This is a genomic window from Rhodococcus opacus B4 (assembly GCF_000010805.1).
Lineage (GTDB): Bacteria > Actinomycetota > Actinomycetes > Mycobacteriales > Mycobacteriaceae > Rhodococcus_F > Rhodococcus_F opacus_C.
Map to the genome: position 1 here is coordinate 3,942,623 of NC_012522.1, position 24,966 is coordinate 3,967,588.

Annotated in this window: 21 protein-coding genes; 13 read left to right on the forward strand and 8 right to left on the reverse strand. The window is 67.3% G+C overall.

The features are described from left to right. Positions 1–107 precede the first annotated feature (107 nt). The 5 genes from ROP_RS18010 to ROP_RS18030 all read left to right on the forward strand — a co-directional run bounded on the left by ROP_RS18010 (position 108) and on the right by ROP_RS18030 (position 6,330). Positions 108–1,469 carry an MFS transporter gene (locus ROP_RS18010; protein ID WP_012690832.1) on the forward strand — a complete coding sequence of 454 codons (1,362 nt, stop codon included), beginning with the start codon at positions 108–110 and terminating at the stop codon, positions 1,467–1,469. 48 nt (positions 1,470–1,517) lie between these two features. Then, positions 1,518–3,113: an aldehyde dehydrogenase (NADP(+)) gene (locus tag ROP_RS18015; protein ID WP_043824932.1), complete on the forward strand. Its 1,596-nt coding sequence runs from the start codon at positions 1,518–1,520 to the stop codon at positions 3,111–3,113. Between the two features lie 25 nt (positions 3,114–3,138). Further along, on the forward strand, positions 3,139–4,074 hold the full coding sequence (locus ROP_RS18020) for a 5-dehydro-4-deoxyglucarate dehydratase (RefSeq protein ID WP_012690834.1): 936 nt from the start codon (positions 3,139–3,141) through the stop codon (positions 4,072–4,074). Continuing rightward, positions 4,074–5,345: a glucarate dehydratase family protein gene (locus ROP_RS18025; RefSeq protein WP_012690835.1), complete on the forward strand. Its 1,272-nt coding sequence runs from the start codon at positions 4,074–4,076 to the stop codon at positions 5,343–5,345. The genes ROP_RS18020 and ROP_RS18025 overlap by 1 nt, the downstream gene beginning before the upstream one ends. Before the next feature lie 91 nt (positions 5,346–5,436). Next, on the forward strand, positions 5,437–6,330 hold the full coding sequence (locus ROP_RS18030; protein ID WP_012690836.1) for a LysR substrate-binding domain-containing protein: 894 nt from the start codon (positions 5,437–5,439) through the stop codon (positions 6,328–6,330). Positions 6,331–6,342: 12 nt separating this feature from the next. Here the strand turns inward: ROP_RS18030 and ROP_RS18035 are convergent, their stop codons facing one another. Continuing rightward, positions 6,343–6,825 carry a carboxymuconolactone decarboxylase family protein gene (locus ROP_RS18035; protein ID WP_012690837.1) on the reverse strand — a complete coding sequence of 161 codons (483 nt, stop codon included), beginning with the start codon at positions 6,823–6,825 and terminating at the stop codon, positions 6,343–6,345. 139 nt (positions 6,826–6,964) lie between these two features. On the opposite strand from ROP_RS18035, the gene ROP_RS18040 reads away from it, so the two are divergent. Then, a complete protein-coding gene (locus ROP_RS18040) occupies positions 6,965–7,255 on the forward strand; it encodes a hypothetical protein (protein ID WP_050785098.1) in 291 nt (96 codons plus the stop codon). On the opposite strand, the gene ROP_RS18045 is transcribed toward ROP_RS18040, so the two are convergent. After that, the gene (locus ROP_RS18045; protein ID WP_012690839.1) at positions 7,256–7,867 is read right to left on the reverse strand and encodes a malonic semialdehyde reductase; all 612 of its coding nucleotides are present in this window, start codon (positions 7,865–7,867) and stop codon (positions 7,256–7,258) included. Positions 7,868–7,958: 91 nt separating this feature from the next. Here ROP_RS18045 and ROP_RS18050 point away from each other — a divergent pair, with 91 nt between their 5' ends. Further along, complete coding sequence (locus tag ROP_RS18050; RefSeq protein WP_012690840.1) at positions 7,959–8,297, forward strand: winged helix-turn-helix transcriptional regulator; 339 nt, start codon at positions 7,959–7,961, stop codon at positions 8,295–8,297. Between the two features lie 462 nt (positions 8,298–8,759). On the opposite strand, the gene ROP_RS18055 is transcribed toward ROP_RS18050, so the two are convergent. Next, a complete protein-coding gene (locus ROP_RS18055) occupies positions 8,760–9,254 on the reverse strand; it encodes a hypothetical protein (RefSeq protein WP_012690842.1) in 495 nt (164 codons plus the stop codon). Between the two features lie 463 nt (positions 9,255–9,717). Beyond that, positions 9,718–10,773: an MBL fold metallo-hydrolase gene (locus ROP_RS18060; RefSeq protein ID WP_012690843.1), complete on the reverse strand. Its 1,056-nt coding sequence runs from the start codon at positions 10,771–10,773 to the stop codon at positions 9,718–9,720. Positions 10,774–10,922: 149 nt separating this feature from the next. Here ROP_RS18060 and ROP_RS18065 point away from each other — a divergent pair, with 149 nt between their 5' ends. Next, entirely contained in the window at positions 10,923–12,047 is a 1,125-nt protein-coding gene (locus ROP_RS18065) for a serine hydrolase domain-containing protein (protein ID WP_012690844.1), read from the forward strand. On the opposite strand, the gene ROP_RS18070 is transcribed toward ROP_RS18065, so the two are convergent. Next, positions 12,010–13,653, reverse strand: coding sequence for a GntR family transcriptional regulator (locus ROP_RS18070; RefSeq protein WP_012690845.1), 1,644 nt, complete (start codon positions 13,651–13,653; stop codon positions 12,010–12,012). The two genes, ROP_RS18065 and ROP_RS18070, sit on opposite strands and share 38 nt — an antisense overlap. Positions 13,654–13,935: 282 nt before the next feature. On the opposite strand from ROP_RS18070, the gene ROP_RS18075 reads away from it, so the two are divergent. Next, a complete protein-coding gene (locus ROP_RS18075; RefSeq protein ID WP_012690846.1) occupies positions 13,936–15,267 on the forward strand; it encodes an MFS transporter in 1,332 nt (443 codons plus the stop codon). A 33-nt stretch (positions 15,268–15,300) separates the two neighbouring features. On the opposite strand, the gene ROP_RS18080 is transcribed toward ROP_RS18075, so the two are convergent. From ROP_RS18080 to ROP_RS18090, 3 genes are all read right to left on the reverse strand, one after another. Then, on the reverse strand, positions 15,301–15,939 hold the full coding sequence (locus ROP_RS18080; protein ID WP_012690847.1) for a dihydrofolate reductase family protein: 639 nt from the start codon (positions 15,937–15,939) through the stop codon (positions 15,301–15,303). Between the two features lie 79 nt (positions 15,940–16,018). Further along, positions 16,019–17,260 (reverse strand): UPF0158 family protein, encoded by a 1,242-nt coding sequence (locus tag ROP_RS18085; RefSeq protein WP_012690848.1) that lies wholly within the window; start codon positions 17,258–17,260, stop codon positions 16,019–16,021. A 69-nt stretch (positions 17,261–17,329) separates the two neighbouring features. After that, positions 17,330–17,623: a DUF4193 domain-containing protein gene (locus ROP_RS18090; protein ID WP_012690849.1), complete on the reverse strand. Its 294-nt coding sequence runs from the start codon at positions 17,621–17,623 to the stop codon at positions 17,330–17,332. Between the two features lie 337 nt (positions 17,624–17,960). Between ROP_RS18090 and ROP_RS18095 the strand changes: the two genes are divergently transcribed. The 4 genes from ROP_RS18095 to ROP_RS18110 all read left to right on the forward strand — a co-directional run bounded on the left by ROP_RS18095 (position 17,961) and on the right by ROP_RS18110 (position 24,961). Continuing rightward, entirely contained in the window at positions 17,961–18,653 is a 693-nt protein-coding gene (locus tag ROP_RS18095; RefSeq protein ID WP_043826667.1) for a TNT domain-containing protein, read from the forward strand. Positions 18,654–18,660: 7 nt separating this feature from the next. Then, on the forward strand, positions 18,661–19,107 hold the full coding sequence (locus ROP_RS18100) for an Imm63 family immunity protein (protein WP_012690851.1): 447 nt from the start codon (positions 18,661–18,663) through the stop codon (positions 19,105–19,107). 106 nt (positions 19,108–19,213) lie between these two features. Continuing rightward, entirely contained in the window at positions 19,214–21,568 is a 2,355-nt protein-coding gene (locus ROP_RS18105) for an arylsulfatase (protein WP_043824936.1), read from the forward strand. Between the two features lie 129 nt (positions 21,569–21,697). Further along, positions 21,698–24,961: a protein kinase domain-containing protein gene (locus ROP_RS18110; RefSeq protein ID WP_012690853.1), complete on the forward strand. Its 3,264-nt coding sequence runs from the start codon at positions 21,698–21,700 to the stop codon at positions 24,959–24,961. Positions 24,962–24,966 lie beyond the last annotated feature (5 nt).

Sequence of the window (24,966 nt, forward strand, 5' to 3'; positions counted from 1 at the left end):
CCGCCCTCTAGCGTGATTCCTATGACTCAGGTCACGCTTCCGGATCGGGGCGTGATCGGAGTCCACCAACTTCGTCACCCACCCGAATCCAGAGAGAGGAGTCACCGATGACCCTCCCCCTCGCCGTCTCGCCGGCAGTCGACAGCGCGGTCGCCAAGATCTTCCGCCGTGTCGTGCCGCTGTTCATCGTGATGTTGATCTGTAACCAGCTCAATCGATCGAATATCGGCTACGCCCAGACCCACCTCGAAGCGGATGTGGGCATCGGCGCCGCGGCGTACGGGTTCGGAGCGGGTGTCTTCTTCATCGCCTACGCGATCTTCGAACTGCCGTCGAACGTGCTCATGGAGAAGTTCGGCGCCAAGGTGTGGCTCACCCGCATCATGATCTCGTGGGGCCTGGTGTCCGCGGCCATGGCGTTCGTCAACGGCCCGGAAATGTTCTACGTCCTGCGGTTCCTCCTCGGCGTCGCGGAGGCCGGCTTCTTCCCGGCCATCATCTTCTACTTCACCCGCTGGCTGCCGAACAACCACCGCAGCCGCGCCACCGCGCTGTTCATCGCCGGTTCCTCGATCGCGGCCGCCATCTCGGGACCGCTGTCCGGACCGCTGCTGTCCCTCGACGGACTCGGCGGGCACCACGGCTGGCAGTGGATGTTCGCCCTCGAGGGCCTGCTGTCGGTGGTCGTCGGGTGCATCGCCTACCGCCTGCTCGACTCGAAGATCGACGACGCCAAGTGGCTCACCGGCGACGAGAAGCACGACCTGCAGGCCGTCATCGCCGAGGAGGACGTGCTCCGCAGCGACGCCTCGGCCAAGCGCGGCGAGTCGGGCTCGCGCTGGAAGCTGCTCCTGCAGCCGCGCATCCTGGTGTGCTGCGGCATCTTCTTCGCGATCACCATGGCGATCTACGCCAACACGTTCTGGCTGCCGTCGATCATCCGCCGCATCCCGGGCACCACCGACGTCACCGTCGGCCTGCTGTCCTCGCTGCCGTGGATCTGCGCGATCTTCGCGATGTACTTCTCCAACCGCTCCGCCGACCGCACCGGACGGCACAAGCCGTACCTGGTCGCCGCGCTGCTCATCGGCGGCATCGGCACGATGGCCGCCGCGTTCGTCACGCCCTGGCTGGCGCTCCCGCTGCTGTGCCTGGCGACGATGGGTTTCAAGAGCGCGAGCCCGCTGTTCTGGTCCATTCCGCAGCGCACGCTGCACCCGCTGGTGCTGGCACCGGCGATCGCGATCATCAACTCGCTCGGCAACCTGGGTGGTTTCGTGGCGCCGTTCGGCTTCGGTGTCATCAAGGAGCAGACCGGCACGGTGACGATGGGCCTGATCGTGCTGTCGCTCTTCGCCCTGGCCGCTGCCGCGGCGGTGACGTACTTCCGGCGGGACAAGGAAGACATCGACGAAGCCGGGGACGTCGCCGAGGCGGCATCCGACGACACCAGCCTGGCAGCCAAATGACCGTCACCGGACCATACGAAACGCAGACGAGAATTCGAGGATCGCATCATGACAGCAACGGTGAACCGGACCGACGTGACCGGACAGATGATCATCGCCGGCACGCCCGTCCAGGGTTCCGGCACGACCATCCACGGCATCGACCCCGCCACCGGCAACCAGCTCGAGCCCGGCTTCGCGCACGGTGACGACCGCGACGTCGACGCCGCCTGCGCCGCCGCCGCCGAGGCCTTCGCGCCGTACCGGGCCACGACGTCCGAGGATCGCGCCCGCTTCCTCGAGACGATCGCCGACAACATCGAGGCGCTCGGCGAGACGCTGATCGCCCGGGTGTGCGCCGAGTCCGGACTGCCCCAGGGCCGCGTCACCGGCGAGGTCGGCCGCACCTCCGGGCAGCTGCGGTTGTTCGCCGGCGTCCTGCGCGACGGCGGCTGGAACGGTGCCCGCATCGATCCCGCGCTGCCCGACCGCACGCCGCTGCCCCGTGCCGACATCCGTCAGCGAAAGGTCCCGCTCGGACCCGTCGCGGTGTTCGGTGCCAGCAACTTCCCGCTCGCGTTCTCCGTCGCCGGCGGCGACACCGCCTCCGCGCTGGCGGCGGGCTGCCCCGTCGTCGTCAAGGCCCACGACGCGCACCCCGGCACGTCCGAACTCGTCGGCCGCGCGATCGCCGACGCCGTCGCGAGCACCGGCATGCCTGCGGGCACGTTCTCGCTGCTGTTCGGCTCGGGCCGCGGGCTCGGCACGGCGCTGGTCACGGATCCGCGCATCAAGGCCGTCGGCTTCACCGGATCCCGTTCCGGTGGAACCGCTCTGGTCGCTGCCGCGGCGGGACGCCCGGAGCCGATCCCGGTGTACGCCGAGATGAGTTCGATCAACCCGGTGTTCCTTCTCGAGAACGCGCTCGCCACCCGCGGCGCCGAACTCGGCCGTGCGTTCGTCGGGTCCCTGACCCTCGGATCGGGACAGTTCTGCACCAACCCCGGTCTCGTCATCGCCGTCGACGGTCCCGGACTCACCTCGTTCGTCGAGTCCGCGCGCGCCGCCGTCGCCGAGAGCACCCCGACCCCGATGCTCACCCCGAACATCGCTAGCTGCTACGCCGACGGCGTCACCGCGCTCAGCGGTGCCGCGACCGTGGAGGCCCGCGGTACCGAATCCGACGCACCGAATACCGGCCGGGCCGCGCTGTTCAGCGCCGAGGCCGACACATTCCTGGGCTCGGAGGTGTTGCAGCAGGAGGTGTTCGGCTCGTCCAGCCTGATCGTCCGCTGCCGCGATGCCGAGCAGGTGCGTGCCGTCGCGGCGAAGCTGGAAGGCCAGCTGACCGCGACCGTCCACGTCGACGACGCCGATCTCGACGAGGCAGGCCGCCTGCTGCCCGTCCTCGAACTCAAGGCCGGGCGAATCCTGTTCAACGGCTGGCCCACCGGGGTCGAGGTCGGTCACGCGATGGTGCACGGCGGTCCGCACCCCGCGACGTCCGACTCGCGCACCACGTCCGTGGGTTCGCTGGCGATCGAAAGATTCCTGCGACCCGTTGCGTACCAGGATGTTCCGAGCTCGCTGCTCCCCGCCGCCATCGCCGACGGCAACCCCGACCAGTTGTGGCGTCGCATCGACGGCCGACTCACCCAAGCCTGATTTTTCCCTCGTGAAGGAGTTCCCCATGCTCGACGGCGTCCTGTTCTTCCCCGTCACCCCGTTCACAGCATCCGGCGACGTCGACTACGACCGGCTCGCCGAGCACGTCGCCAAGGGTGTCGACGCCGGCCCCGGAGGCGTCTTCATCGCCTGCGGCACCGGCGAATTCCATGCCCTCGGGCTGGAGGAGTTCGGCAAGATCGTCGCGAAGGCCACGGAGGTCGTCGCCGGCCGGGTCCCCGTCTTCGCCGGAGCCGGCGGTTCCGTGCAGCAGGCGAAGGAGTTCGCCGCCAGCGCGAAGGCCAACGGCGCCGACGGCATCCTGCTGCTCCCGCCGTACCTGGTGACGATGCCGCAGGCCGGACTGGTGGAGTACACCCGCGCGGTCGCCGAGACCACCGACCTGCCGCTCGTCGTCTACAACCGCGGCAACGCCCGCTTCGACGAAGCGGCAGCCGTGGAGGTTGCACAGTTCCCGACCGTCGTCGGTTTCAAGGACGGCACCGGCGATCTCGACAAGGTGGGCCGCATCGTCCGTGCGGTGAAGGACGCGCTCGCCCCGTCCGGCAAGCAGTTCCTGTTCTTCAACGGCATGCCCACCGCCGAGGTCACGCAGCAGGCGTACCGCGCGATCGGTGTCACGCTGTACTCGTCCGCCACGTTCGCCTTCGCGCCGGAACTCGCGCTCGGGTTCTACGAGGCACTCGAATCCGGCAACCAGGAACTCGTCGACGCGCTGCTCCGCGACTTCTTCCACCCCCTGGTGCGCCTGCGCGACCAGGTGCCGGGATACGCGGTGTCGCTGATCAAGTCGGGTGTCGCGATGGAGGGCATCGACGCCGGTCCCGTGCGGCCGCCGCTCGTCCCGACGAGCGACGTGCACCTGCGTGAGCTCGGCCGGATCACCGCAGCCGGTCGCGCGGTTCTCGCCGACGCCCTCGCCGTGCAGGCGGCGGTCTGATGACTGCCGCACCGATCCGGATCACCGGCGCGCGGATCACGCCCGTCGCGTTCGTCGATCCGCCGCTCCTCAACACCGTCGGCGTGCACCAGCCCTACGCACTGCGCGCGATCATCCAGCTCGACACGGACGGCGGTCTCGTCGGACTCGGTGAAACCTACGCCGACACGGCACACCTGCTCCGGCTGGAGGCGGCCGCCGAGGCGATCGTCGGGCTGGACGTGTTCGCGCTCAACGCCATCCGCGCGGCGATCGACGCGAAGATCGCCACGCTGACCGTCACCGGTGGTGACGGTGTCGCCGGCATGATCACCACGGCCAGCACCACCGACCGCGTGTTCTCCCCGTTCGAGGTGGCGTGCCTCGACGTGCAGGGCAAGGCGCTCGGCCGGCCGGTGTCGGATCTTCTCGGCGGCAAGGTGCGCGACGCCGTTCCGTTCAGCGCCTACCTGTTCTACAAGTGGGCCGGACACCCCGGCGCCGAGCCCGACGAGTGGGGCGAGGCCGTCGACCCCGACGGTCTGGTCCGCCAGGCGCAGAAGATGATCGGGGAGTACGGGTTCGAGGCCATCAAGGTCAAGGGCGGCGTGTTCTCGCCGGACGAGGAGATCGCCGGCATCAAGGCGCTGCGGGCCGCGTTCCCCGACCTGCCGCTGCGCCTCGACCCCAACGCCGCGTGGACCGTCGACACGTCGATCAGGGTGGCGTCGGAACTCGACGGCATCGTCGAATACCTCGAGGACCCGACACCCGGCCTCGACGGCATGGCCGAGGTGGCGCGTGAGGCGAAGATGCCGCTGGCCACGAACATGTGCGTCGTCGCGTTCGATCAGCTCAAGCCTGCGGTGCTGAAGGATTCGGTGCAGGTCGTGCTGTCGGATCACCACTACTGGGGTGGCCTGCAGCGGTCGCGGCTGCTCGCCGGAATCTGCGACAACTTCGGCCTGGGCCTGTCGATGCACTCCAACTCGCATCTCGGCATCAGCCTGGCCGCGATGGTGCACCTTGCCGGCGCCACCCCGAACCTCACGTACGCGTGTGACACGCACTGGCCGTGGAAGACCGAGGACGTCGTGAAGTCCGGCGTGCTGAAGTTCGTCGACGGCGCGGTCGCGGTGCCGACCACGCCGGGGCTCGGTGTCGAGATCGACGAGGACGCCCTCGCCGCCCTGCACCAGCAGTACCTCGACTGCGGGGTGCGCGACCGCGACGACACGGGGTACATGAAGTCGGTGGATCCCACGTTCGAGAACACCTGCCCTCGCTGGTAGCCGTGGAACCGGAAGGCGCCGACCGTTGTCGCGGTCGGCGCCTTCCGCGTGGGCTACATTGAGTTCCACCTCGAGGCAAAGGAGTGGGTGGATGTTCTCCCTCGCACGGCTGTCGTGTTTCATCGCCGTCGCGGAGGAACTGCATTTCGGTCGCGCCGCGGAGCGCCTGCACATGACGCAGCCGCCGCTGAGCCGGCAGATCCAGCAACTCGAAAGCGAACTCGGGGTGCAGTTGATCGACCGCACCAGCCGATCCGTCACCCTCACCGCCGCCGGTGCGGCGTTCCTGCCCGACGCCCGGCGCATCCTGAGCCTGTCGGAGAGCGCCGCCCTGACGGTGCGGCGGGTGCCTGCCGGTGATCTCGGCACCGTCGTCGTCGGGTTCACCGGCGCGTCCGCGCACGCGGTGCTGCCGAGGTTGCTCGAGGCCGCCCGCGACCGGCTGCCGGACGTGAAAATCGTTCTGCGGGAGATGGTCACGTCGGTGCAGATCGAATCGCTGATCAGCGGTGAGCTGGACCTCGGGCTGATCCGCCCCATCCTCACCCGGCCCGGCATCGACACCCGACCCATCCATCACGAACGTCTCGTCGCCGCGCTGCCCGCGGGTCACCCCCTCGCCGACGCCGAACAGCTGGCGGTGGAGGATTTCGACGACCAGCCCGTCGTCATGTATTCGCCGGTCGATGCGCGGTACTTCCACGAACTGCTGATCAGCACGTTCACGATCGTCGGGGCCTCCCCGCGCTACGTCCAGTACGTCACGCAGGTGCACACCATGCTGGTGCTCGTCCGGTCCGGGCTCGGAATGGCCCTCGTCCCCGAATCCGCGCAGACGATGCACCCGGAGGGGGTCGTGTTCCGGCCCGTCTCCGCGATCCGCGATCGGCCCGTCCAGATGAACGCGGCCTGGCGCTCGGACAGCCGCAACCCCGCATTGCGCAGGCTCATGGAGGACGTCCTGCCGCAGCGGGAATGGGAATGAGGACCGGAACGCTCAGAGGGTGAGCTTGCATGTCTGACCGATGTCGAGCACCCGCAGTACCCGGCCGGTCCCCAGCCACAACGCGCACGACAACGCCAGGTCGGTCAGGATCTCGTCGGTGAAATGCTCGTGACACCGAGCCCAGAAGTCCTCGTCCTCGCGCAGCGCCGTGTGATCGGTGGCGAACCGGTGCGCGAACTCCGCCGCGGTCCGCTCCTCCGCGCTGTACCCGGGCCACGACTCCCATTCGAGGACGTGATCGTAGAAGTGCTCGTCGATGCCCGCGTCGGCGCCACTCCTGTCGCGGGTGCCGAGGCACACGGCGCACTCGTTGGCCTCCGCGACCGCCATCCGCGCGATCTCCCGCACCCGTAACGGTAACCGGTTCCGGTTGTAGACCGCGTCCGTGAATGCACCGAGCGCACCACCCAGTTCGGGCGAGATCGACAGCCAACCTGCCACGTCATCGTCACTGTAGCTACCTACTCGACTCATTCCCGAATGCTACAGCGACAGCCATTGCGGGCGATAGATCTGACACGTGTTCTATGAATCGGCGACGACCGCTCGGGTCGCCCCGGGGCCCGAAGGTGCTTATGCTCCTGACCAGGTTCGCCGAACGAAGAGGTGCACGATGGGCGACGCAAGCGATGACAGGTCGGGGCCCGGCCCCGAGTTGACCGTCGGCACGCGGGTGCTGGTCCGCCGCAAGGCCGAGGCCGACGCGACCGGGGAGGTCGTCGAGGACTACGCGGCACTCACCGAACCGGGTGGCGCTGGGCACGCGTGGGCGCCGGCACATCGGTGGGCGATCGCGCTCGACGACGGGCGCCTCGTCTTCGCCGACACAGACGAGGTGACCGTCGATCCCAGTCCTCGATCCGGTCGGCGCGGGACGCACCGCCGTGAGAGTTCCGAGGGCTAGTCAGACCCACGCCACGGTGTCGGCCGGGTCCAGGCGGGGGAGCCGGTCGAACCACGGGTTCTCGCCGGGGTGCCCGATGTTGACAACAAGGATCGAACGGAAGCGGCCGTCGGGGAAGAACTCGGCGTCGATTCCGGCGGCGTCGAAGCCGGCCATCGGACCTGCGGCCAGGCCGAGGGATCGGACCGCGAGGATGAAGTAGCCGGCCTGGAGCGCACCGTTGAAATCGCCCGTTCGCTCGCGCATCGTCGCGTCGCCCTCGAAGACGTCGCGCAACTCCGGCCGGAACGGCAGCAACGCCGGGATGTGGTCGTGGAACTGGGTGTCGACGGCCAGGACGGCGACCGCGGGCGCCGACTCGGTCTTCGCCTTGTTGCCCTCGCTCATGTGCGGCAGCAGCCGTGCGCGACCCTCGTCGGTCCGGGCGAAAACGATCCGCAGGGGCTGGGTGTTCGCCGCGGTCGGTGCCCATTTGGCGAGGTCCCAGATCTGGGCGAGCTCCTCGTCGGTGACCGGGGTGGGCGCGAAACTGTTGGCCGTGCGGGCCTCGCTGAACAGCAGGGCGCGACCCGCCTCGTCCAGTTCCGGTCGTGTCTGTACGTCTGGGCTCATGACTTCTTCCCTCTCAGTTACTAGCAACAAAAATGCAACTAGTAAAAAACTAGTTGACAGTTGGATGCTAGCACCTTGCTAAGGTCGAGGTATGAGCTCAGGCGTCGAACACCACGATCCGCGCGCGTGCGACGGCGCGCTCGCGAAGGCGTTCACGTTCCTGGGTAAGCGCTGGAACGGCGTGATTCTGGCGACGCTGATGTCGGGCCCGGCGACGTTCTCCGGACTGCGGCGATCGGTCGGGAGCATCAGCGATTCGGTGCTCTCCGACCGACTGGTCGAACTGGCCGGAGCCGGTCTGGTGACGCGGGAAGTCTGCGAGGGGCCACCCGTGTCGGTCACCTATCGGCTGACCGAGGCCGGCCAGTCACTGATGCCGGTCCTCGACGAACTCGCGGAGTGGGCGAGGACGCACCTCACGCTGCAGTGACCGGCCGGCCTGGTGTGGACTGTCGCGGCCGATGATCAGGGTGCGCGCGCAGCGTCGTCGACCCGGGTCGTCGCAATGTCTGGGGCATCGCGCCGCACGGTCCGTTCGGTTCGTCGGAAATGTGCCGCAACCGTTCCTCGCGAAGTTGGACGACCTGGCCGGCATTGTCCGGCACGGCCGCGTGCCTCTTCTCTCGGCAGCAGGGAGGCAGCGCGTCGAGAGGCGCCGCATGCACGCGCCGAGCAGGCTCGTGGTCGACTAGAGGTGTTGCGTCAGCGCAACATCAGCCGACATAATGTGGATGCCCGAGGCAGTAGCCGAGGGAAGTGGTTCGTGTAGGAGGTCTCCGGGGCGTAAGTACCCCCAGTAGGCAGCCCCACCCAGCGGTTTCCAGCCTTGCGCGCCCACCCACATACGGCGAACGCCCCTCGGCATTGAGGGGCGTTCTCGTGTTTCAGATCCTTACAACGGTGACCGGTGAGCGATCTTCGCGCGCATGCTGCCGCCCCGGCCCCATGCCCAGGCATGGACGTCGGGGATCCACAAGAGCGGGTTGGTGGGTGGGTCGTGGGTGTACCGGAACGGGGCGGCACCGAGTTGCTCGCGGATGATGCGGTTGTCCTCCCGGTCCTGATCACAGGACTCGATGACCAGGTTCGTCACCGGCATCTGTGCCAGATCCCGGATCGCGGCCGCCAAGGCCACATCCCGGGCCTGCCCTTCGTTCATCTTCTTCGAACCCACCACGTACAGGCGGCTGGTCGCCTCCAGGCGAGCGACCTCGGAGACGATCTTCGGCGCGAGTTTCTTTCCGACGCCGGTCATGTGGATTCGGGTATGCCCGGGCGGGCGGAGCGCGTTCATCTGCCGGCGCAGGAGGGTGAGGTCGACGGTCGCGACCGTCCCAGCGCACAGGGCGTATTCGCCACGCTTGGACTCGTCGATGAACGCGTGCACGCCGAGTAGTCTCTCAACCTCCGCAGGCTGAGAAGCCCAATGACTGTTAGTTGAATGGAAGCGACTGCCACCACCTCACTTCCGCAACCATTGCGTCGATGACGGGCATGAGCCGGGGAAGTACGGCATGTCCAGCAGGCCCGTACGACGAATCGAGATTCGATACCTCTATGGCAACGAGGTGGGCCGATGGCCCGCCTCGGTGTTTGCCACTAAGCGACGCGGCGATCGGCGTCGCCCGGGGACCCCTTCATATCGACGAACTGTGAGGGTCGGCCGAATTCGATCGCCAACGCGTACCCGTGTGGGCGCAGCACCCGTTGCTTGCCAATGCGGGAGACGAATCGATTGGTCGGTCGCGGACCGCGCACGATGAACTTTTCGCAGCGTAACCGCTCCGCATGGCTCGGGCCGGGGACGGCCAATGCTTCTGCTCCCCGGCGTGGACTGCCGCGGTCGACGGTCAGGGAGAGTCGCCGAGCCCGGGCCGACGCCATGTCTGTTGCGCGCCTTCGCCGTTCGGTGCCAGACCGAGCTCGCGCAGTTTGGCGATTGTCATCATCGTGTTGAACATGGGGTTCGGGTTGGCACCCGATACGCCCAGCTCCTGAGAGCGCGCGATGAAGGCGTGAACGAATGCCGGTAGGTCGTCGATGCCGTCGGTGAGTAGTGCCTGTGCGGCGCCGTCGAGTGCCGAAGCCTGGTCGAGCAGCGTCGACAGGCGTGCGGCTGCGGCCGGGCGATCGAACACCTCGAACGCGTGGCCTTCGGTAACGACGTCGACAGCGCCGGTCTCGACCGACGTCAGCGCGAGGGCGATGGCGGCGAAGATGTTCATCTGGTTGGCGTCGTGCATCGCGCCGCAGGGTCCGTTCGGTTCGTCGGACAGGTGCAGCAGCCGTGCCCCGGAAAGGTGGACGACGACCTGACCGGCGCAGTGGCCGTGGGTGCGGATGACCTGAACGGCACCGTCTCCGAACGACCAGCCCGACAGGTGCTGAGAACCGAGGACGAGGTGTTCGAGCGGGAGTTCCTCGTACGTCCGGGTGATGTCGGTGACCGGAACGTAGGGCTGGTACATCGCGAGGAGTCGGCGCGCTGCGTCAGCCGGATCCTCGAACCCCGGCACCAGGCCGGACACGCGATCGAGACTCGTGATCCAGTAGGGGAGCCCGCGGTCGCGGTACTGGCTCGCGTCGTGGGCGCTGACGAAATGGTGCACGTCGGAGCGGTCGAGCCCGGCGCCGAGGTCGGTGACGAGGTCGTTGTTCCCGACATGGTCGGGATGACCGTGGGTGGTGAGCAGCAGGATCTTCGACCACGGACCGAGGTCGTCGGCAGCGGATCGGATCGCGTCGCGGAAAGCGGTCGTCACCCCGCTGTCGACGAGCACCAGGAGATCTCCTGCCCGGTGAACGATCACGTTGCCCACGTCCGGCTGGTGCGCGGCCATGTCGAGCTCCTGCCCCATGATCAGGCGTGTCCGAGCGTCGATCTCGATCTGTTCACCGAGTGCCACTCGTTCGTTCTAACACGCCACCGACTCGTCTGCGGCGGTTCGCTCCAAGTAATCCGCCCCCCAGGCCGGGGAAGGCCGCCCATACTGGCAACAGCGTTCCGCGCAGACTTCGAGCAGGTCGAGATTCGAGACGGCGAGGGGAGAGCTGGGTGGCACGGACATTCTCGGGGCGGCGAATCGTCGCCGTATTGGCGGTCCTGGCGACGGGACTGGTGGCATGCGGTGAGTCGGACGATGCACCGGTCCTACCCGATGCGCAGCTCACCGAAACGATCCCCACGGCGATGGAGCGCGCCGCGCTTCCCGGGGCGATCGTCGGTGTCTGGCAGGACGGTGCGGAACCCTACGTGCAGGCGTTCGGGGTGCGCGACACCGCGACCGGCGACCCCATGGCCCCGGACCTGTTCATGCGCGTCGGCAGTCTCACCAAAACCTTCACGACCACCGCGGTGCTGCAACTGGTCGATCAGGGAAAGGTCGGCCTCGACGATCCGATCAGCAGGTATGTGCCGGGCGTCCCCAACGGCGAGGCGATCACCCTCCGCCAGCTGGCGGCCATGCGCAGTGGGCTTTTCGACTACTCGGAGGTGGTGATCCCGGCGCTCCCGAGTCAGCCACAGCGCCAGTGGACGCCTCAGGAACTGCTCGCGATCAGTTTCAGCCGGCCACCCCTCTTTGCGCCGGGAACCGCGTTCGACTACTCCAACACGAACACCGCCCTCCTGGGTCTCGTGGTGGAGGAGGCATCCGGCCTGCCGCTGGACGCCTACATCGCGGAGCGCATCACAGGTCCCGAGAATCTCGACGACACCTCGGTGCCCACCACTGCGGCCATTCCGTCACCGCACGCCCAGGGATACTCGAAAACGTCCGACGGCGCGACGGTGGACGCGACCGATTGGAGTCCGTCGTGGGGATTCGGCGCGGGAAACATGATTTCCACGCTCGACGATCTGCGCGTGTGGGTGCGCGACCTGGCGGAAGGCACACTGCTCTCGCCGGCCACTCAGCACGAACGGGAGCAGTTTCAGCCGGCGCCGTCGGAGGGCACGGGTTCGCTGTACGGACTCGGGGTCGAGAACCAGAACGGCTGGATCGGCCACAACGGAAACATCGCGGGTTTCCAGACCTATGCCTATTACCTTCCCGCCGAAGCCAAGACGGTGGTGGTGCTGGTCAATTCGAACACCGACCCGCTGGGTGTGTGGAACTTCTTCACGGAGATCGTGAAGATCATCAGCCCGGACCGCCCGTGGCCGGCGCCGCCGTCGTAGGGCCGACGTCGAGATGGCCGAGTTGTCCGACCATGTAGGTCACGGCTTTGTCGATCTTCCGGCGCCAGAGCCGCGTCACCTCCTCGGGATCCCGGGCCTCGAGAGCATGGAGTATCGCGGTGTTGTCGGCGACGATCTCGTCGACCGGGTACGCGTATTCGAGACCGAGAATCGAGACGAACATCCGCAATTGCAGCGACAGGCGGACGAACATCTTCTCGATTCTCGGCATGTCCGCGGCGGCAGCGAGGGCGTCCTGCCACCGGATGTCGGCGTCGCCCGCGCCGGCAACGTCGCGCATCTCCGCAAGCCGGACGATGTCGTCCAGCGTGTCTTTCGCCGCGACCAGACGGGATGATCCGTTCGTGGAGACGCGACGGAGAAGCAGGGCACCGAGCGGTCCTCGGGCGGTGTAGGTATCGAAGACGTCGCGCTGAGTGGGGAGAGGCACATACGCGCCCCGATGCGGCTCGAGTTCGATCAGTCCGTCCTCGGCGAGGATCTTCAGGGCGTCCCTGATCGGCCCGCGGGAGACACCGAGTCGGGTGGCGAGAGGCTGCTCCGCGATGCGCTGCCCCGGCCGGAACGCACCGGTGGCGAGAGACTCGCGTAGCGCTTCGACCACTGCCGATGCCAATCTCGGTGAGAGGGACCGTGGCAGGTCGTCTTCGGTCGCGGGCCCGGAGGCGGACCGCCGAGATGTACGGGTGGACGAGGCGCGAACCCAGGAGAACGGTGTGCTCGGTTGCTCCGCCCACCGGCGCACCCTCTGCTCGAGATCGAGCAGTTCCGGCGACTGCCGAGGGTCGAGGGCCTCGGTGATCGAGTTCAGTTGCGCGAGCCACGAGTCGGGGCCGACTTCGTACACGCCGAATCGGGGATGCCGGTCGAGCCAGCGGCGCACCCGGGTCGGTGACGGACGATCGACGAGTACGGTGATCGACCGATCCTGCGGCACCGCGGCGTCGATGTCCCCGAACGCGGTCAGCAGCGTGGGGGAGATGTCGCGTCCGGTCGCCGGGGTTTCGCAGGGGAAGGCGAACCGAGCCGACAGGAGGACACGGACGGGTTCGGTGAGCGGACTCGTCCGTGTGCCCTTCGGTCGCGCGGCGGGCGTTGCCGGCTCGTGGAAGACGAGAACCCGCACGCCGGGATCGACGACGACCGCTGCGAGCACCATCGAGGTCGACGGGTCCAGGACCGAATGCGAGACGAGGTCGGGCCGATCTGCGAACCACTGGCGCCGAACCCGGCTCACCGCCGCCTGGTTGGTGCCGAGCGCCGCGGCGATCGTGCGCGTCGTCCACCCCCGCTCCGGCGGTCGCTGCAGCGGCGTACGCAGGATCGCGCGGTGGACGTCGTCCCCCGCGGCGGTGGGACGACCCGGCCTCGGCAGGTCCGCGAGCCCCTGGACCCCGTCCGCGTCGAATCGGGTCCGCCATTTCAGCGCCGTGTTGCGCGAGACCCCAAGGGAGCGGGCAACTGTGGAATTCGACTCCTCCGCACTCGCGAGCACGATGCGGGCGCGCAGGGCCAGCGCCTGCGGGGTGCTCGGCGCCGCCACCAGGCGCTCGAGTGCACGTCGTTCCGCCTCGGACAGTGGCACGTCTGCCCCCCTTCCACGCGATCGACTCGTAAATAGTAAAGCAGTGAACAGTGTGGTTGAGCTGGCAGAATGCACTTCCAGGCTGCTCAGGTATTTATGAATCAGATTCCGGCGAGGTGACCGTGTCGCCTCGAGTCGATGGTCATCGAACAGGCGACGCCTGCATACTCACCGAGGCGCAGGCACCTGGCACCCGCGGGTTCCCTGTGAGCGACGACGTGCCCATCGTCGTGCGAGCCCGGATACGGCCCCTGTGGCCGGAATCAGCTCAGGAGAAACTCGATGAACCAGCCACCTCACGCCCGGACCGAGGCCTTCCTCGTCGACGACGCCCCGCTGCTGCCCTTCCACAAACGGCTCGCACTCCACGCCGGCGGGGGACCCTTCCTCGACGGGTACGTGCTGAGCGTCATCGGCATCGCCACGGTGCAGATCACCCCCCAATGGGGTCTGAATGCGGCGCAGCAAGGTCTCATTGCGGCGTCGGCGACGATCGGGATCTTTCTCGGATCGCTTCTCGGGGGTCGGCTCACCGACCGCTTCGGCCGCCGGAGTCTCTACTCATTCGACTTGATCGCCGTCGTCCTCTTCTCGGTCGCGCAGTTCTGGGTGGACGACTTCTGGTGGCTGTTCCTGCTCCGGGTTCTGATCGGAGTAGCGATCGGGGCGGACTATCCCGTGGCCGCCTCCCTTCTGACCGAGTTCACGCCGAAGAAGTACCGTGGCCCCTTCATCGGTTCCCTCACCGTGATGTGGTTCCTCGGTGCCGCGTCCGCCTACCTGGTCGGTGGCATCGTCACCGGACTCGGTGATCAGGGTTGGCGGTGGGCGCTGGCCAGCGCCGCGGTGCCGGCCGCCCTGACCGTCCTCGCGCGCGCCGGAACACCGGAGTCACCGCGCTGGCTCGCCGGCAAGGGACGCGTCGCCGAAGCCGATGCGATCGTCACGAAAATCTTCGGCCCCCACGCCACACTCGAGATCGAGTCCGGCCGCCCCGCCGGGCCGATCGGCCCGCTCTGGAAGTCGGGCTACCTCGGACGGATCGTCTTCGTCACCACCTTCTGGACCGCGTCGGTCGTGCCGCTGTTCGCGGTGTACGCCTTCGGGCCGAGGATCCTCGCCGGTCTGGGCCTCGACGGGCGGGTGGCGAGCATGGGTTCGGCCGTCGTCACGATCCTGCTCCTGGTCAGCTGCGTCCTCGCGCTGGCCGCCATCAACAAGCTGGGACGCCGCACCCTGCTGATCCACAGCTTCGCGTGGTCCGGACTGACCCTGCTCCTGTTGGGGTTGTTCCCGGGCAGCCCGGTACCGGTCATCCTGGGCCTGTTCGCGACGTACGCGATCTTCACCGGCGGCGCCCAGGTCCTTCAGCTCGTGTACCCCAACGAACTGTTCCCGACCGAAATCAGAGGCAGTGCGGTGGGATTGGCCTCGTCGCTCAGCCGAGTCGGCGGTGCGATCGGTACCTACATGGTCCCGATCGCCCTGGACCGCTGGGGTATCGGCCCGACCATGCTCGGCGCCGCCGCGATCGCCGTGATCGGTCTCGCGGTCAGCGCTGCCTGGGCGCCCGAGACCCGCGGTAAGTCCCTCGCCGAATCCACGCGAATCTGACGGCAGCGCCGCTCGGGACGGTGCCGGCCACGGCTACCCGCTCTTGTTCCAGAACTGATGAGTGAGCCCGCTGGGGGAGGCGACGGTCTCGATCGTGAAGCGGTCTTGGATGCCTTCCAAGCCCTCCCAGAGGGATACGCCGCGCCCGAGAGTGATGGGCACGATCACCAGGTGCATGAAATCGATCAGGTCGGCTTCCAGAAACTGCCGCACGGTCGAGGGCCCTCCGCCGATGCGGACGTCCTGACCGCCGGCAGCGTCCTGGGCCAGGCGCAGAACCTCTCGAGGTGGCGCATCGACGAAGTGGAAGCTGGTTCCGTTGGGAAAGTCGATGCTGGGGCGTGGGTGGTGGCTCATGACGAATACGGGTGTTCGAAACGGCGGTTCGTCACCCCACCATCCTCGCCATCCGTCGTCGGGCCAATCGCCGGTCTGGGGGCCGAACTTGCGACGGCCCATGATCTCCGCGCCGATGCCCTGACCCCACAGGCTGGTCACGGCGCGGTCCAGGGTGATCGGGTCGTCCACCCGATCGACGCCATGGATGACGCGTCCGTCGAACCCGGCGAACAGCCGTTCGGCTTCACCGATCGGGGCGTCGAACGTCACGTGCTCGCCGGCCGCGTAGCCGTCGAGGGAGATGTTCATGTTGTGGATCCGGGTGCGGGGCATGGGCGACTCCTTCAGTCATCGGATGAACCGGGATACAGAGAGACAGACTGGAACGGACGGCCGAACTCATCGCGATCCGTCAGCCGACGCGGATGCCCTTGTCGGCGAGGAATCTCCGGGCGCGACCCAGTTGGCGGTCAGTGGAGAAGGTGGACCACTGTTCGGCGAGGCTCTCCTCGTGAACGAGGTCGCGGAACCGGTGAAACGCACCCTTGCCCTCGATCGCCCGCAACAGCCGCTCCCGCAGCGCCGCATCATGATGCCGCTCGGCGAAGTCCGCCATGTCGCGCCAGCCGTCCCGAGAGCCGGTGCGGTCGAACCGGAGCCAACGGCCGGGGTCTTCCTCCACGTCGACGGCGGCGTCCTCCCCGACCATCGCCGGGTCGGTCAGGGCGTCGTCGTACACTTCCCCGGTATGCAGATCGACGTAGCCGCCGGTCGACATACTTGGATCCCCCTCCAGTTCGGTACCGAGCGTCTCGAGGTCGACCGGCAGCACCCGACCTGTGAGCGGCTCGCCGCGCAGACCCGCGAGCAGGTCTTCGGCCAGCACCTCGTCACCCGCACCGGCGCGCCACGTCAGCCGGTTGACGACCGACAGCGCCAACGGCTCGGCCTGCTCCCGTCGCTGTTCCAGCGCCATCGGAATGCCTGCTGCCACCTGTTGCAGCGCGTCGTCGACGTCACGTCCCCGCACCGCGGCGAGGAAGCGGGCTGCATCTGCTGTCGCGATAGCTCCGCGCATTTCGGACAGGTCGAGCGGGGGCACCTGCTCCGCTCCCGGCCACGCGTGCAACATCATCGGGTGCCGCTGGGCGGGTCTGCTCGGAAGCCGGCTCTGCCCGTCGTCGCCGGCCCACCGGCGCCCGTACTGATCCGGGATGCTGCCCCATCCCCAGTACGGCAGGGGTTTCCTCGGCGCGATTCCCAGCACTCTCACGGGGTCGACCTTGTCGTCGCCGACCACACAGCGGTGGGTCCAGTCGTCGCCCAGGTCGAAGGTGAACTGAAACTCCGCTCCGGGCACCAGGAGCCGAGCGACCTTGGCCGATTCGATGTCCACCGGTTCCGTGATGGGCCCTCCGAGCGACCCGGCCATCTCGGCCCCCGTCTCCGCGTCGGTGACCACTCGCCCGTCGGCAAGAGTGAACATCGACAGATGAGACCGGTCCCAGCGCGCGAACGCGTTGTTGACGGCATTCGCGAGGTCCATGAAGGTGTGCGAAGGCCCGACCGCGAAAACCCGGCCGGGCCACGGCCACAGTTCCTCGCCTCGCCCGCCGAGCAGTTCCACCGTCACCGACAACCATGTGCGTGCCATCCCCCGAGGATGGCACGCCGGCCGCGGCGCCGTCTGGTCATAGCCGCAGACGGGCGCGAATCGGTGGTGTCAGGCGCAGTCCCGGCAGATCAACTGCCCACCCGGGGCGAGGCGGTTGCGGTGATGAACCAGGAAGCAACTGGTGCAGGTGAATTCGTCGGACTGCTTCGGGATGACGCGGACGGTGAATTCCTCGCCGGACAGGTCGGCGCCGGGCAGATCGAAGGACTCTGCAGGGTCGGTGTCGTCGATATCGACGGCGGGTGACTGGGAATCCTTCCTGCTGGCCGTCAGCTGTTCGAGCGACGTGTCCGTCGACTCGTCGGAATCGGTGACTCTGGGTGCGTCGTAATCGGTGGGCATAACTGTTCAACCTCGTGCTCTGCGTGTTCGGTGCCGTCAGGGTAGAGGTCCTGGCGGCGTGCGATGCACCCGGGGGTGCGGACGGTCCTCGTAAACGGCCAGGTCATCGGACCGCGGGCCGCGGCCGCGTCGATCGGGCACGCGTGTGGCGCGCCGTGTGTGGGTTAGGACACGCCAGTGGGGGGTCCTATTCCGTTGGGGGCGACGCGCGGTCGCAGGTTCGCTCACGCCAGCGGACTGATCTGTCACGATTCTTTTCGTAAATGATCTTGCTGTGGTCGATGCCCGGTCGGATGGGACGGCATCGGAATCGTCTTTCGAGGGGGAAGGGTTCGTCATGCATCGCTATCGTCAGCTGTTCCTTGTGGTCGGGTTCGCGTTGTCGATTCTGTTCGCCGAAGGTGCGGTCGCCGCTGCGGCGCCGGGTTCGTCGGCTGGTTCCAGTGATCTCTTCGGCGGGCAGGGTTGTTCGACGGAGTTGTTCGACGGTGATCGGAGGCTCGGGCCGCAGACGCTGTCGGACCTGTTCCCGGTTGCCGATCAGCTCGCCGGATACGTGCGCACCGGCGATCTCACTGCCGACGAATTTCTGAGCAAGTACTGGGATCCGACGGTGCTTCCGGCGGGTTCCTACAAGTACCCGCCGAAGAACGGCTACGTCCTCGACGGCAGTGGCAACCCGCAGCGGGTGCAGGGACAGTTGGATGTGGGCACGCTGATCGACCGGTACGGCAGCGAAGGCGGCAACTTCCTGGCCCCGGCCGGCGCGAGTTACACCTCCCGCGCGCTTCCGCCGGTGAACCTGGTGTCCGATCCCGCGGACTTCTGCAATTACCACGTCTACGTCGTGACCAAGCCGCTCCCGCTGTACACCGGTCCTATCGCACCGTGGTTCGAGCAGCAGGGATTCGGTACGCAGTTCGAGGTGGTGGCCGAGTTGCTTCCGCAGGTCGCCGAATGCGGGACGAAGGTCGACGTCAGCTGGTTGCGGTGCGCCGGATATGTGCGCAGCGTGTACCCGCTGCAGTGAGGTGTACGTGGTTGATCCGTTGAACGACGACCTGCTCGACCACGACATGCGCAGGCGGATCGTGGAGATGACGGGGCGGTTGGGTGCGCGACCGGAGGACCTGCCCGCGCTCGGGCAGGCGCACGAGGACGCGGTTCCGTTCTGCTGGACCGCGCCGGCAGGCGGGTGGCACCTCACCGTCCGCGAACGCGATCGGTTGCTGTCGGACCGGCACACCACCGGTCCGGAGGAGTTTCTGTTCTGGGTCGCGGAGTTGGTGTCCGAGCGCATCGCCCTGCGTCTGCACCCGCCGGAGCAGGCCGGTTTCCGGGCCGCGTCCTGGCGCGCCCAGTACCAGTTGCTGCGCGGCATCGACTCGGCGTGGGCCGATGCGTGGCTCACCGAGACCCGGTCGGCGTTGACGGCCGCGGGCGCCGACCGCGCCGTCCTCGACATGCTGCCGACACCGCCGTAGGACGTCCGAAACAGCAGGCGGATTCGGTTCACCCGTGTCGGGTGAGGTGTGCGAGCGCCCGTGTGTCGAGGCTGTGACCAGGAGTGCAGGCGAGGAGAGGCGCATCATGGTCAAGCCATTTCGCGGTGTTGTCAACGTCGACGTTCGGGACTCGGTCCCGGACTGGGCTCCGTTCGAGCCGCCTCGGGCGCCGGACGGAGCGCCGAATGTGCTCTACATAGTGCTCGACGACGTCGGATTCTCGGCCATGAATTGCTACGGCGGGCCGATCGAGACGCCGAACATCGATCGGATCGCGGCGAAGGGTGTCCGGTACACCCAGTGGCACACCACGGCGCTGTGTTCGCCCACGCGGTCCTGTCTGCTGACCGGGCGTAACCACACGCGCAACAGCATGGCCTGCATCACCGAGGCCGCGATCGGATTCCCCAATGCGAGTGGCACCATCCCGCCGGAGAACGGCATGCTCTCGGAGATCCTCGGGGAGCGGGGCTGGAACACGTACATGGTGGGCAAATGGCACCTGTGCCCGACGGACGAGATGAACCTGGCGGCCACCCGCCGGAACTGGCCGAGCGGGCGTGGCTTCGAGCGCTGGTACGGGTTCCTCGGCGCGGAGACCAACCAGTGGTATCCGGATCTGGTCTACGACAACCACCCCGTCTACCAGCCGCGGTCACCGGAGGAGGGCTACCACCTCTCCGAGGACATCACCGACAAGGCGCTCGAGTTCATCAAGGACGCCCGGGCGATCGCACCGGACAAGCCGTTCTTCCTCTACTACGCGCCCGGCGCCTGCCATGCGCCGCACCATGCCCCGGCGGAATGGATCGAGAAGTTCGCGGGCAAGTTCGACATGGGATACGACGCGATGCGCGAGCAGACCCTCGCCCGTCAGAAGGAAATGGGCATCGTCGCGGCAGATACCGAACTTCCGCCGGTCAATCCGATCGGCACCCCCGAGACCCGGTCAGGACCCGAGGGTCAGCCGTTCCCGGAACTCGATTTCACCCGCCCGTGGGACACGCTGGGCGACGACGAGAAGCGGCTGTTCGCGCGGATGGCCGAGGTCTACGCGGGCTTCCTGGCCCACGCCGACCACCAGATCGGGCGTCTGCTCGATTATCTCGAGCACAACGATCAGATGGACAACACGGTCATCGTGGTCGTCTCCGACAACGGCGCGAGCGGGGAGGGTGGACCGAACGGCTCCGTCAACGAGATGAAGTTCGCCAACGGCATCCCGGACGACCTCGCCGAGAACCTCGCGAAACTCGACGATCTCGGCAGCCCCAGGACGTACAACCACTACCCGAACGGGTGGGCGATGGCGTTCAACACGCCGTTCAAGATGTGGAAACGCTACGAGTTCAACGGCGGAACCGCCGACCCGTGCATCATCTCGTGGCCGGCGGGAACCACGGCACGGAACGAGATCCGGGACCAGTACCACCACGCGATCGACGTCGTGCCGACGCTCCTGGACCTGCTCGGGGTCGATGCCCCCGAGACCATCAAGGGGCACGTCCAGAGCCCGTTCGACGGCGTCAGCATGCGCAGCAGCATCGACGACAAGTCCGCGCCGTCGGAAAGGAAGTCGCAGTTCTATTCGATGCTCGGTTCGCGGTCGATCTGGCACGAGGGCTGGAAGGCTGTCACGACACATCCGACCATTGCGGGCTGGGGCCACTTCAACGAAGACGAATGGGAGCTCTACCACACCGACGTCGACCGGGCGGAGGTGAACAACCTGGCAGCGGAGCATCCCGACAAGCTGCGCGAGATGGTGAACATCTGGTTCGCGGAGGCCGGTGCGAACGGCGCGTTTCCACTCGACGATCGGTCGGCCGTCGAGATCATGGGCACACCCCGCCCGCAGCTGACGGCCGCCCGGAACCGGTACGTCTACTACCCGGACGTCGCCGCCGTGTCCGAATGGCAGGCGGTCAACACCCGCGGCCGATCGTTCGTGATCGGGGCACTCGTCGACATCCCCGCGCCGGGCGCCGAGGGCGTGCTCTTCGCGATCGGATCCCGCTTCGGTGGGCACGCACTGTATGTGAAGAACAACCGGCTGCACTACGTCAACAACTTCGTGGGCAGCGACGAACAGATGATCGTCGGCTCCGAGGACGTCCCTTCCGGCACCGACCTGATTCTGTCCGCGTCCTTCGACAAGGACGGGCAGGAACCCACCGCCACCCTGGGAATACTGTCCCTTTTCCACGGGGATCGGAAGGTCGGAGAGGGCCGGATCAGAACCCAGATGGGGGCGTTCGCGGTCGCCGGTGCGGGGCTGTACGTCGGTCGGCATCCGGGCGAGCCGATCACCGAGGACTACCCCGGCGAATCACCGCATCGTTTCACCGGCGGCACGATCGACCGGGTCGCGATCGACGTCAGCGGCGAACCCTACCTCGACCTCGAGCGGGAAGCCGCCCTGATGTTGATGCGGGAGTGAACCGGTCTGCAGGCACCACCGCGTAATACGTCACCGCCGTAGCCGGTCGTCGGCGATATCCTGAGGAGGCGTCCTCGAGAGGTAAGTGGTGCTGAACCAGCGACATGGCTCGGATGAATCGACCTAGCAGTGGCCGATGACGATCCGTTCGAGACCCAACGCGATGTGGACCCGACGGCCACCGCGCAGTTGAGTGCGGACGGGTTCGACGACGCCCAGGAGATCGGGCGCGGAGGATTCGGTGTCGTCTACCGATGCTCGCAGGCCGCACTCGACCGGACCGTGGCCGTCAAGGTTCTGACAACCGATCTCGCGAAGGAGAACCGGGAACGATTCTTCCGGGAACAGCGCGCGATGGGCCGGCTGACCGGCCATCCGAACATCGTGACCGTGCTCGAAGTCGGCATCACGGGAAGCGGCGATCCGTTTCTCGTGATGCCCTACCACCCGCAGGGCTCCCTCGACGCCCGTATCCGACGACACGGCCCGCTGTCGGTGGACGAGGTGCTGCACCTCGGGGTCAAGCTCGCGGGCGCACTCGAGACCGCACACCGGCAGGGCATCGTCCATCGGGACGTCAAACCCGCGAACGTCCTCCTCACCGAATACGGTGAGCCGGCGCTCACGGACTTCGGGATCGCACACATGTCCGGGGGTTTCGAAACCACCACGGGCATCGTCACCGGTTCTCCCGCCTTCACCGCACCCGAGGTCCTCGGCGGCGCCTCCGCGAGCCCGGCCTCGGACATCTACGGGCTGGGTGCGACCCTGTTCTGTGCGGTCACCGGGCACGCCGCGTTCGAGCGGCGCAGCGGCGAACGGCTGGTAGCCCAGTTCGTCCGCATCACCACCGAGCCGGCACCGGATCTTCGCGACCAGGGGATCGCGGACGACGTCACGACCGTGATCGAGCAGGCGATGGCCCGCTTGCCGGAGGATCGGCCGTCCTCTGCCGCCGCATTCGGCGAGAAGCTGCGCGACGTCCAGCTCCGCCGCGGCGTGCCCGTAGACGTCATGGCCCTGCACGAGTCACCGAACATACCCGTACCCGACTCGCCGGACTCTCCGCGCCGAACGTCCCTCGGTCCGTCCGCAAATCGGGCCGGAAATCTACCTCTGGAATTGACCAGCTTCGTCGGGCGCAGGCATGAACTCACCGAGGCGAAAAGTCTACTGGCATCGTCGCGGCTGCTGACGCTGACCGGTATCGGAGGAGTCGGGAAGACGCGTCTGGCACTACGGCTTGCCACAGCGATGCAGCGCGAATTCGCCGACGGGGCTTGGCTCGTCGAACTCGGCGAGGTCCGTGACCCGTCGCTGGTGATCGACGTCGTCGCCACCACCTTCGGATTGCGGGACCAGACGGCCCGGTCTCTTCGAGAAATCCTGCTGGACTTCCTGTCTTCGCGGGAACTCCTGCTGATACTGGACAACTGCGAACAAGTGGTCGATGCCGTGGCCGACCTCGCGACGACGCTGTTGCAACAGTGCCCGAGCCTGCGGATCGTCGCGACCAGCCGGGAGCCCCTGACAATCGGCGGGGAAGTGACGTTGCGCGTGCCGCCGCTGACCGTGCCCGACCCGGATCGCGAGCCGTCACTCCAGGGTCTGCCCCGCTACGACGCGGTGTCGCTGTTCACCGAGCGCGCCACCGCCGCGGTGCCGGCCTTCGCCCTGACCGAGACCAACAAGACCGCGGTGACCCGAATCTGCCGTCGGCTGGACGGGTTGCCGCTACCGATCGAACTGGCGGCGGCGCGGTTGCGGGCGATGTCACCCGAGCAGATCCTGCAGCGCCTGAGCGACCGCTATGCGTTGCTGACTCGCGGAAGCCGCGGCGCACCTTCGCGCCAGCAGACGCTGAGGCTGTGTCTCGATTGGAGCTACGAACTCTGCACCGGGCAAGAGCAACGGGCGTGGGAACAGCTGTCGGTCTTCGCGGGCAGTTTCGAACTGGATGCGGCAGAACAGGTATGCGGAGCAGGCGGCGAGGCACAGGATCTGCTGGACGCGGTGGCATCGCTCGTCGACAAGTCGATCCTCACCCGGGAAGACCAGGGCACGACGGTGCGGTACCGGCTGCTCGAGACTCTCCGCGATTACGGCCGGGAGAAGGCTCAGCAGACCGGCGACTATGCGAACCTGCGTCGACGGCACCGGGATTGGTATCACGAGTTGGCCCACACCGCTGAAGCCGAGTTCATCGGACCTCGGCAGCTCGAATGGCTCTCCCGGTTCAACCGCGATCAGCCGAACTTGCGGGATGCCATGGAATTCTGCCTGGACGAGGGTGACGTCGAGGAAGGTTTGCAGATCGCCACCGTCGCGTCCCTGCTCTGGGGTACCCGAGGTCTGCTCAGCGAGACCCGGCGATGGCTCGACCGGTTTCTGTCGTCCCCGAATCTGGCGCCGACGCTTGTCACATTCAAAGCGCTCTACGCCGACTGTCTGGTGGCCGAACAGCAGCGAGACCATCAGCGGGGTGTCGCCCTGGTCGAGCAGGCGCGTGCCCTTGCCGATCGGGTCCCCGATCCACTCGTGCACGCCATTCTCGACCACGCGGACGGTGTCTGCGGGATCTTCAGCGGTGACCTCGCGCGTGCGTCCTCCGGTTTCGAGCGGGCACTGCCTGTGCTTCGAGAAGCGCAGCGCGAGATGGTCATACACGTCGAAACGCTCACGTTGCTCGGGCTGACCTACGAGCTGCTCGACGCCGATCCCCGCCGGGCGGTCGAATGCTACGAGGAAGCCCTTGCGATCACCGAACGTCACGGGGAATCCGTGTATCGGGCCTACGCGCTGTGGGTCATGGCGGTTGCCCAGTGGCGGCAGGGCGAACGGCGTCGTGCCACCGAGTTGCTCGAGGAGGGGCTGCGGCTCAGCCGACTCGTCGACGATCCGGTCGGTTGCGCGAATTGCCTCGAGGCGCTCGCCTGGATCGCCGGAGGCACTCATCCCAAGCGCGCCGCAATGTTGATGGGAGCTTCCGAAGCCATCGGCCACGCCGTGGGAAGCCCTGCTGTTTTCGTCCCCGACCTGCTCGTTCATCACGACGAATGCGAACGGGTCGTCCGCCGGATGCTCACCGAGAAGGACTACCAGGACGCGCGGCAACAAGGCCGGAAAATGGATCTCGACGCGGCCGTCTCGTACGCACTCGGTGAACGACCCCAGAAAGTCACCGCACCGTCCGGATCGGTGAAACTGACGAAACGCGAACAACAGGTCGCCGAGCTGATCGCCGAGGGGCTGACCAACAAGGCCATCGCCGCCCGGCTCGTGATCGCACAGCGCACCGCGCAGGGACACGTCGAACGCATACTCGCCAAACTCGGATTCACCTCGCGGGCACAGGTCGCATCCTGGGTCGTGGAGGAACGTCGATCGCCGTAGTTTCG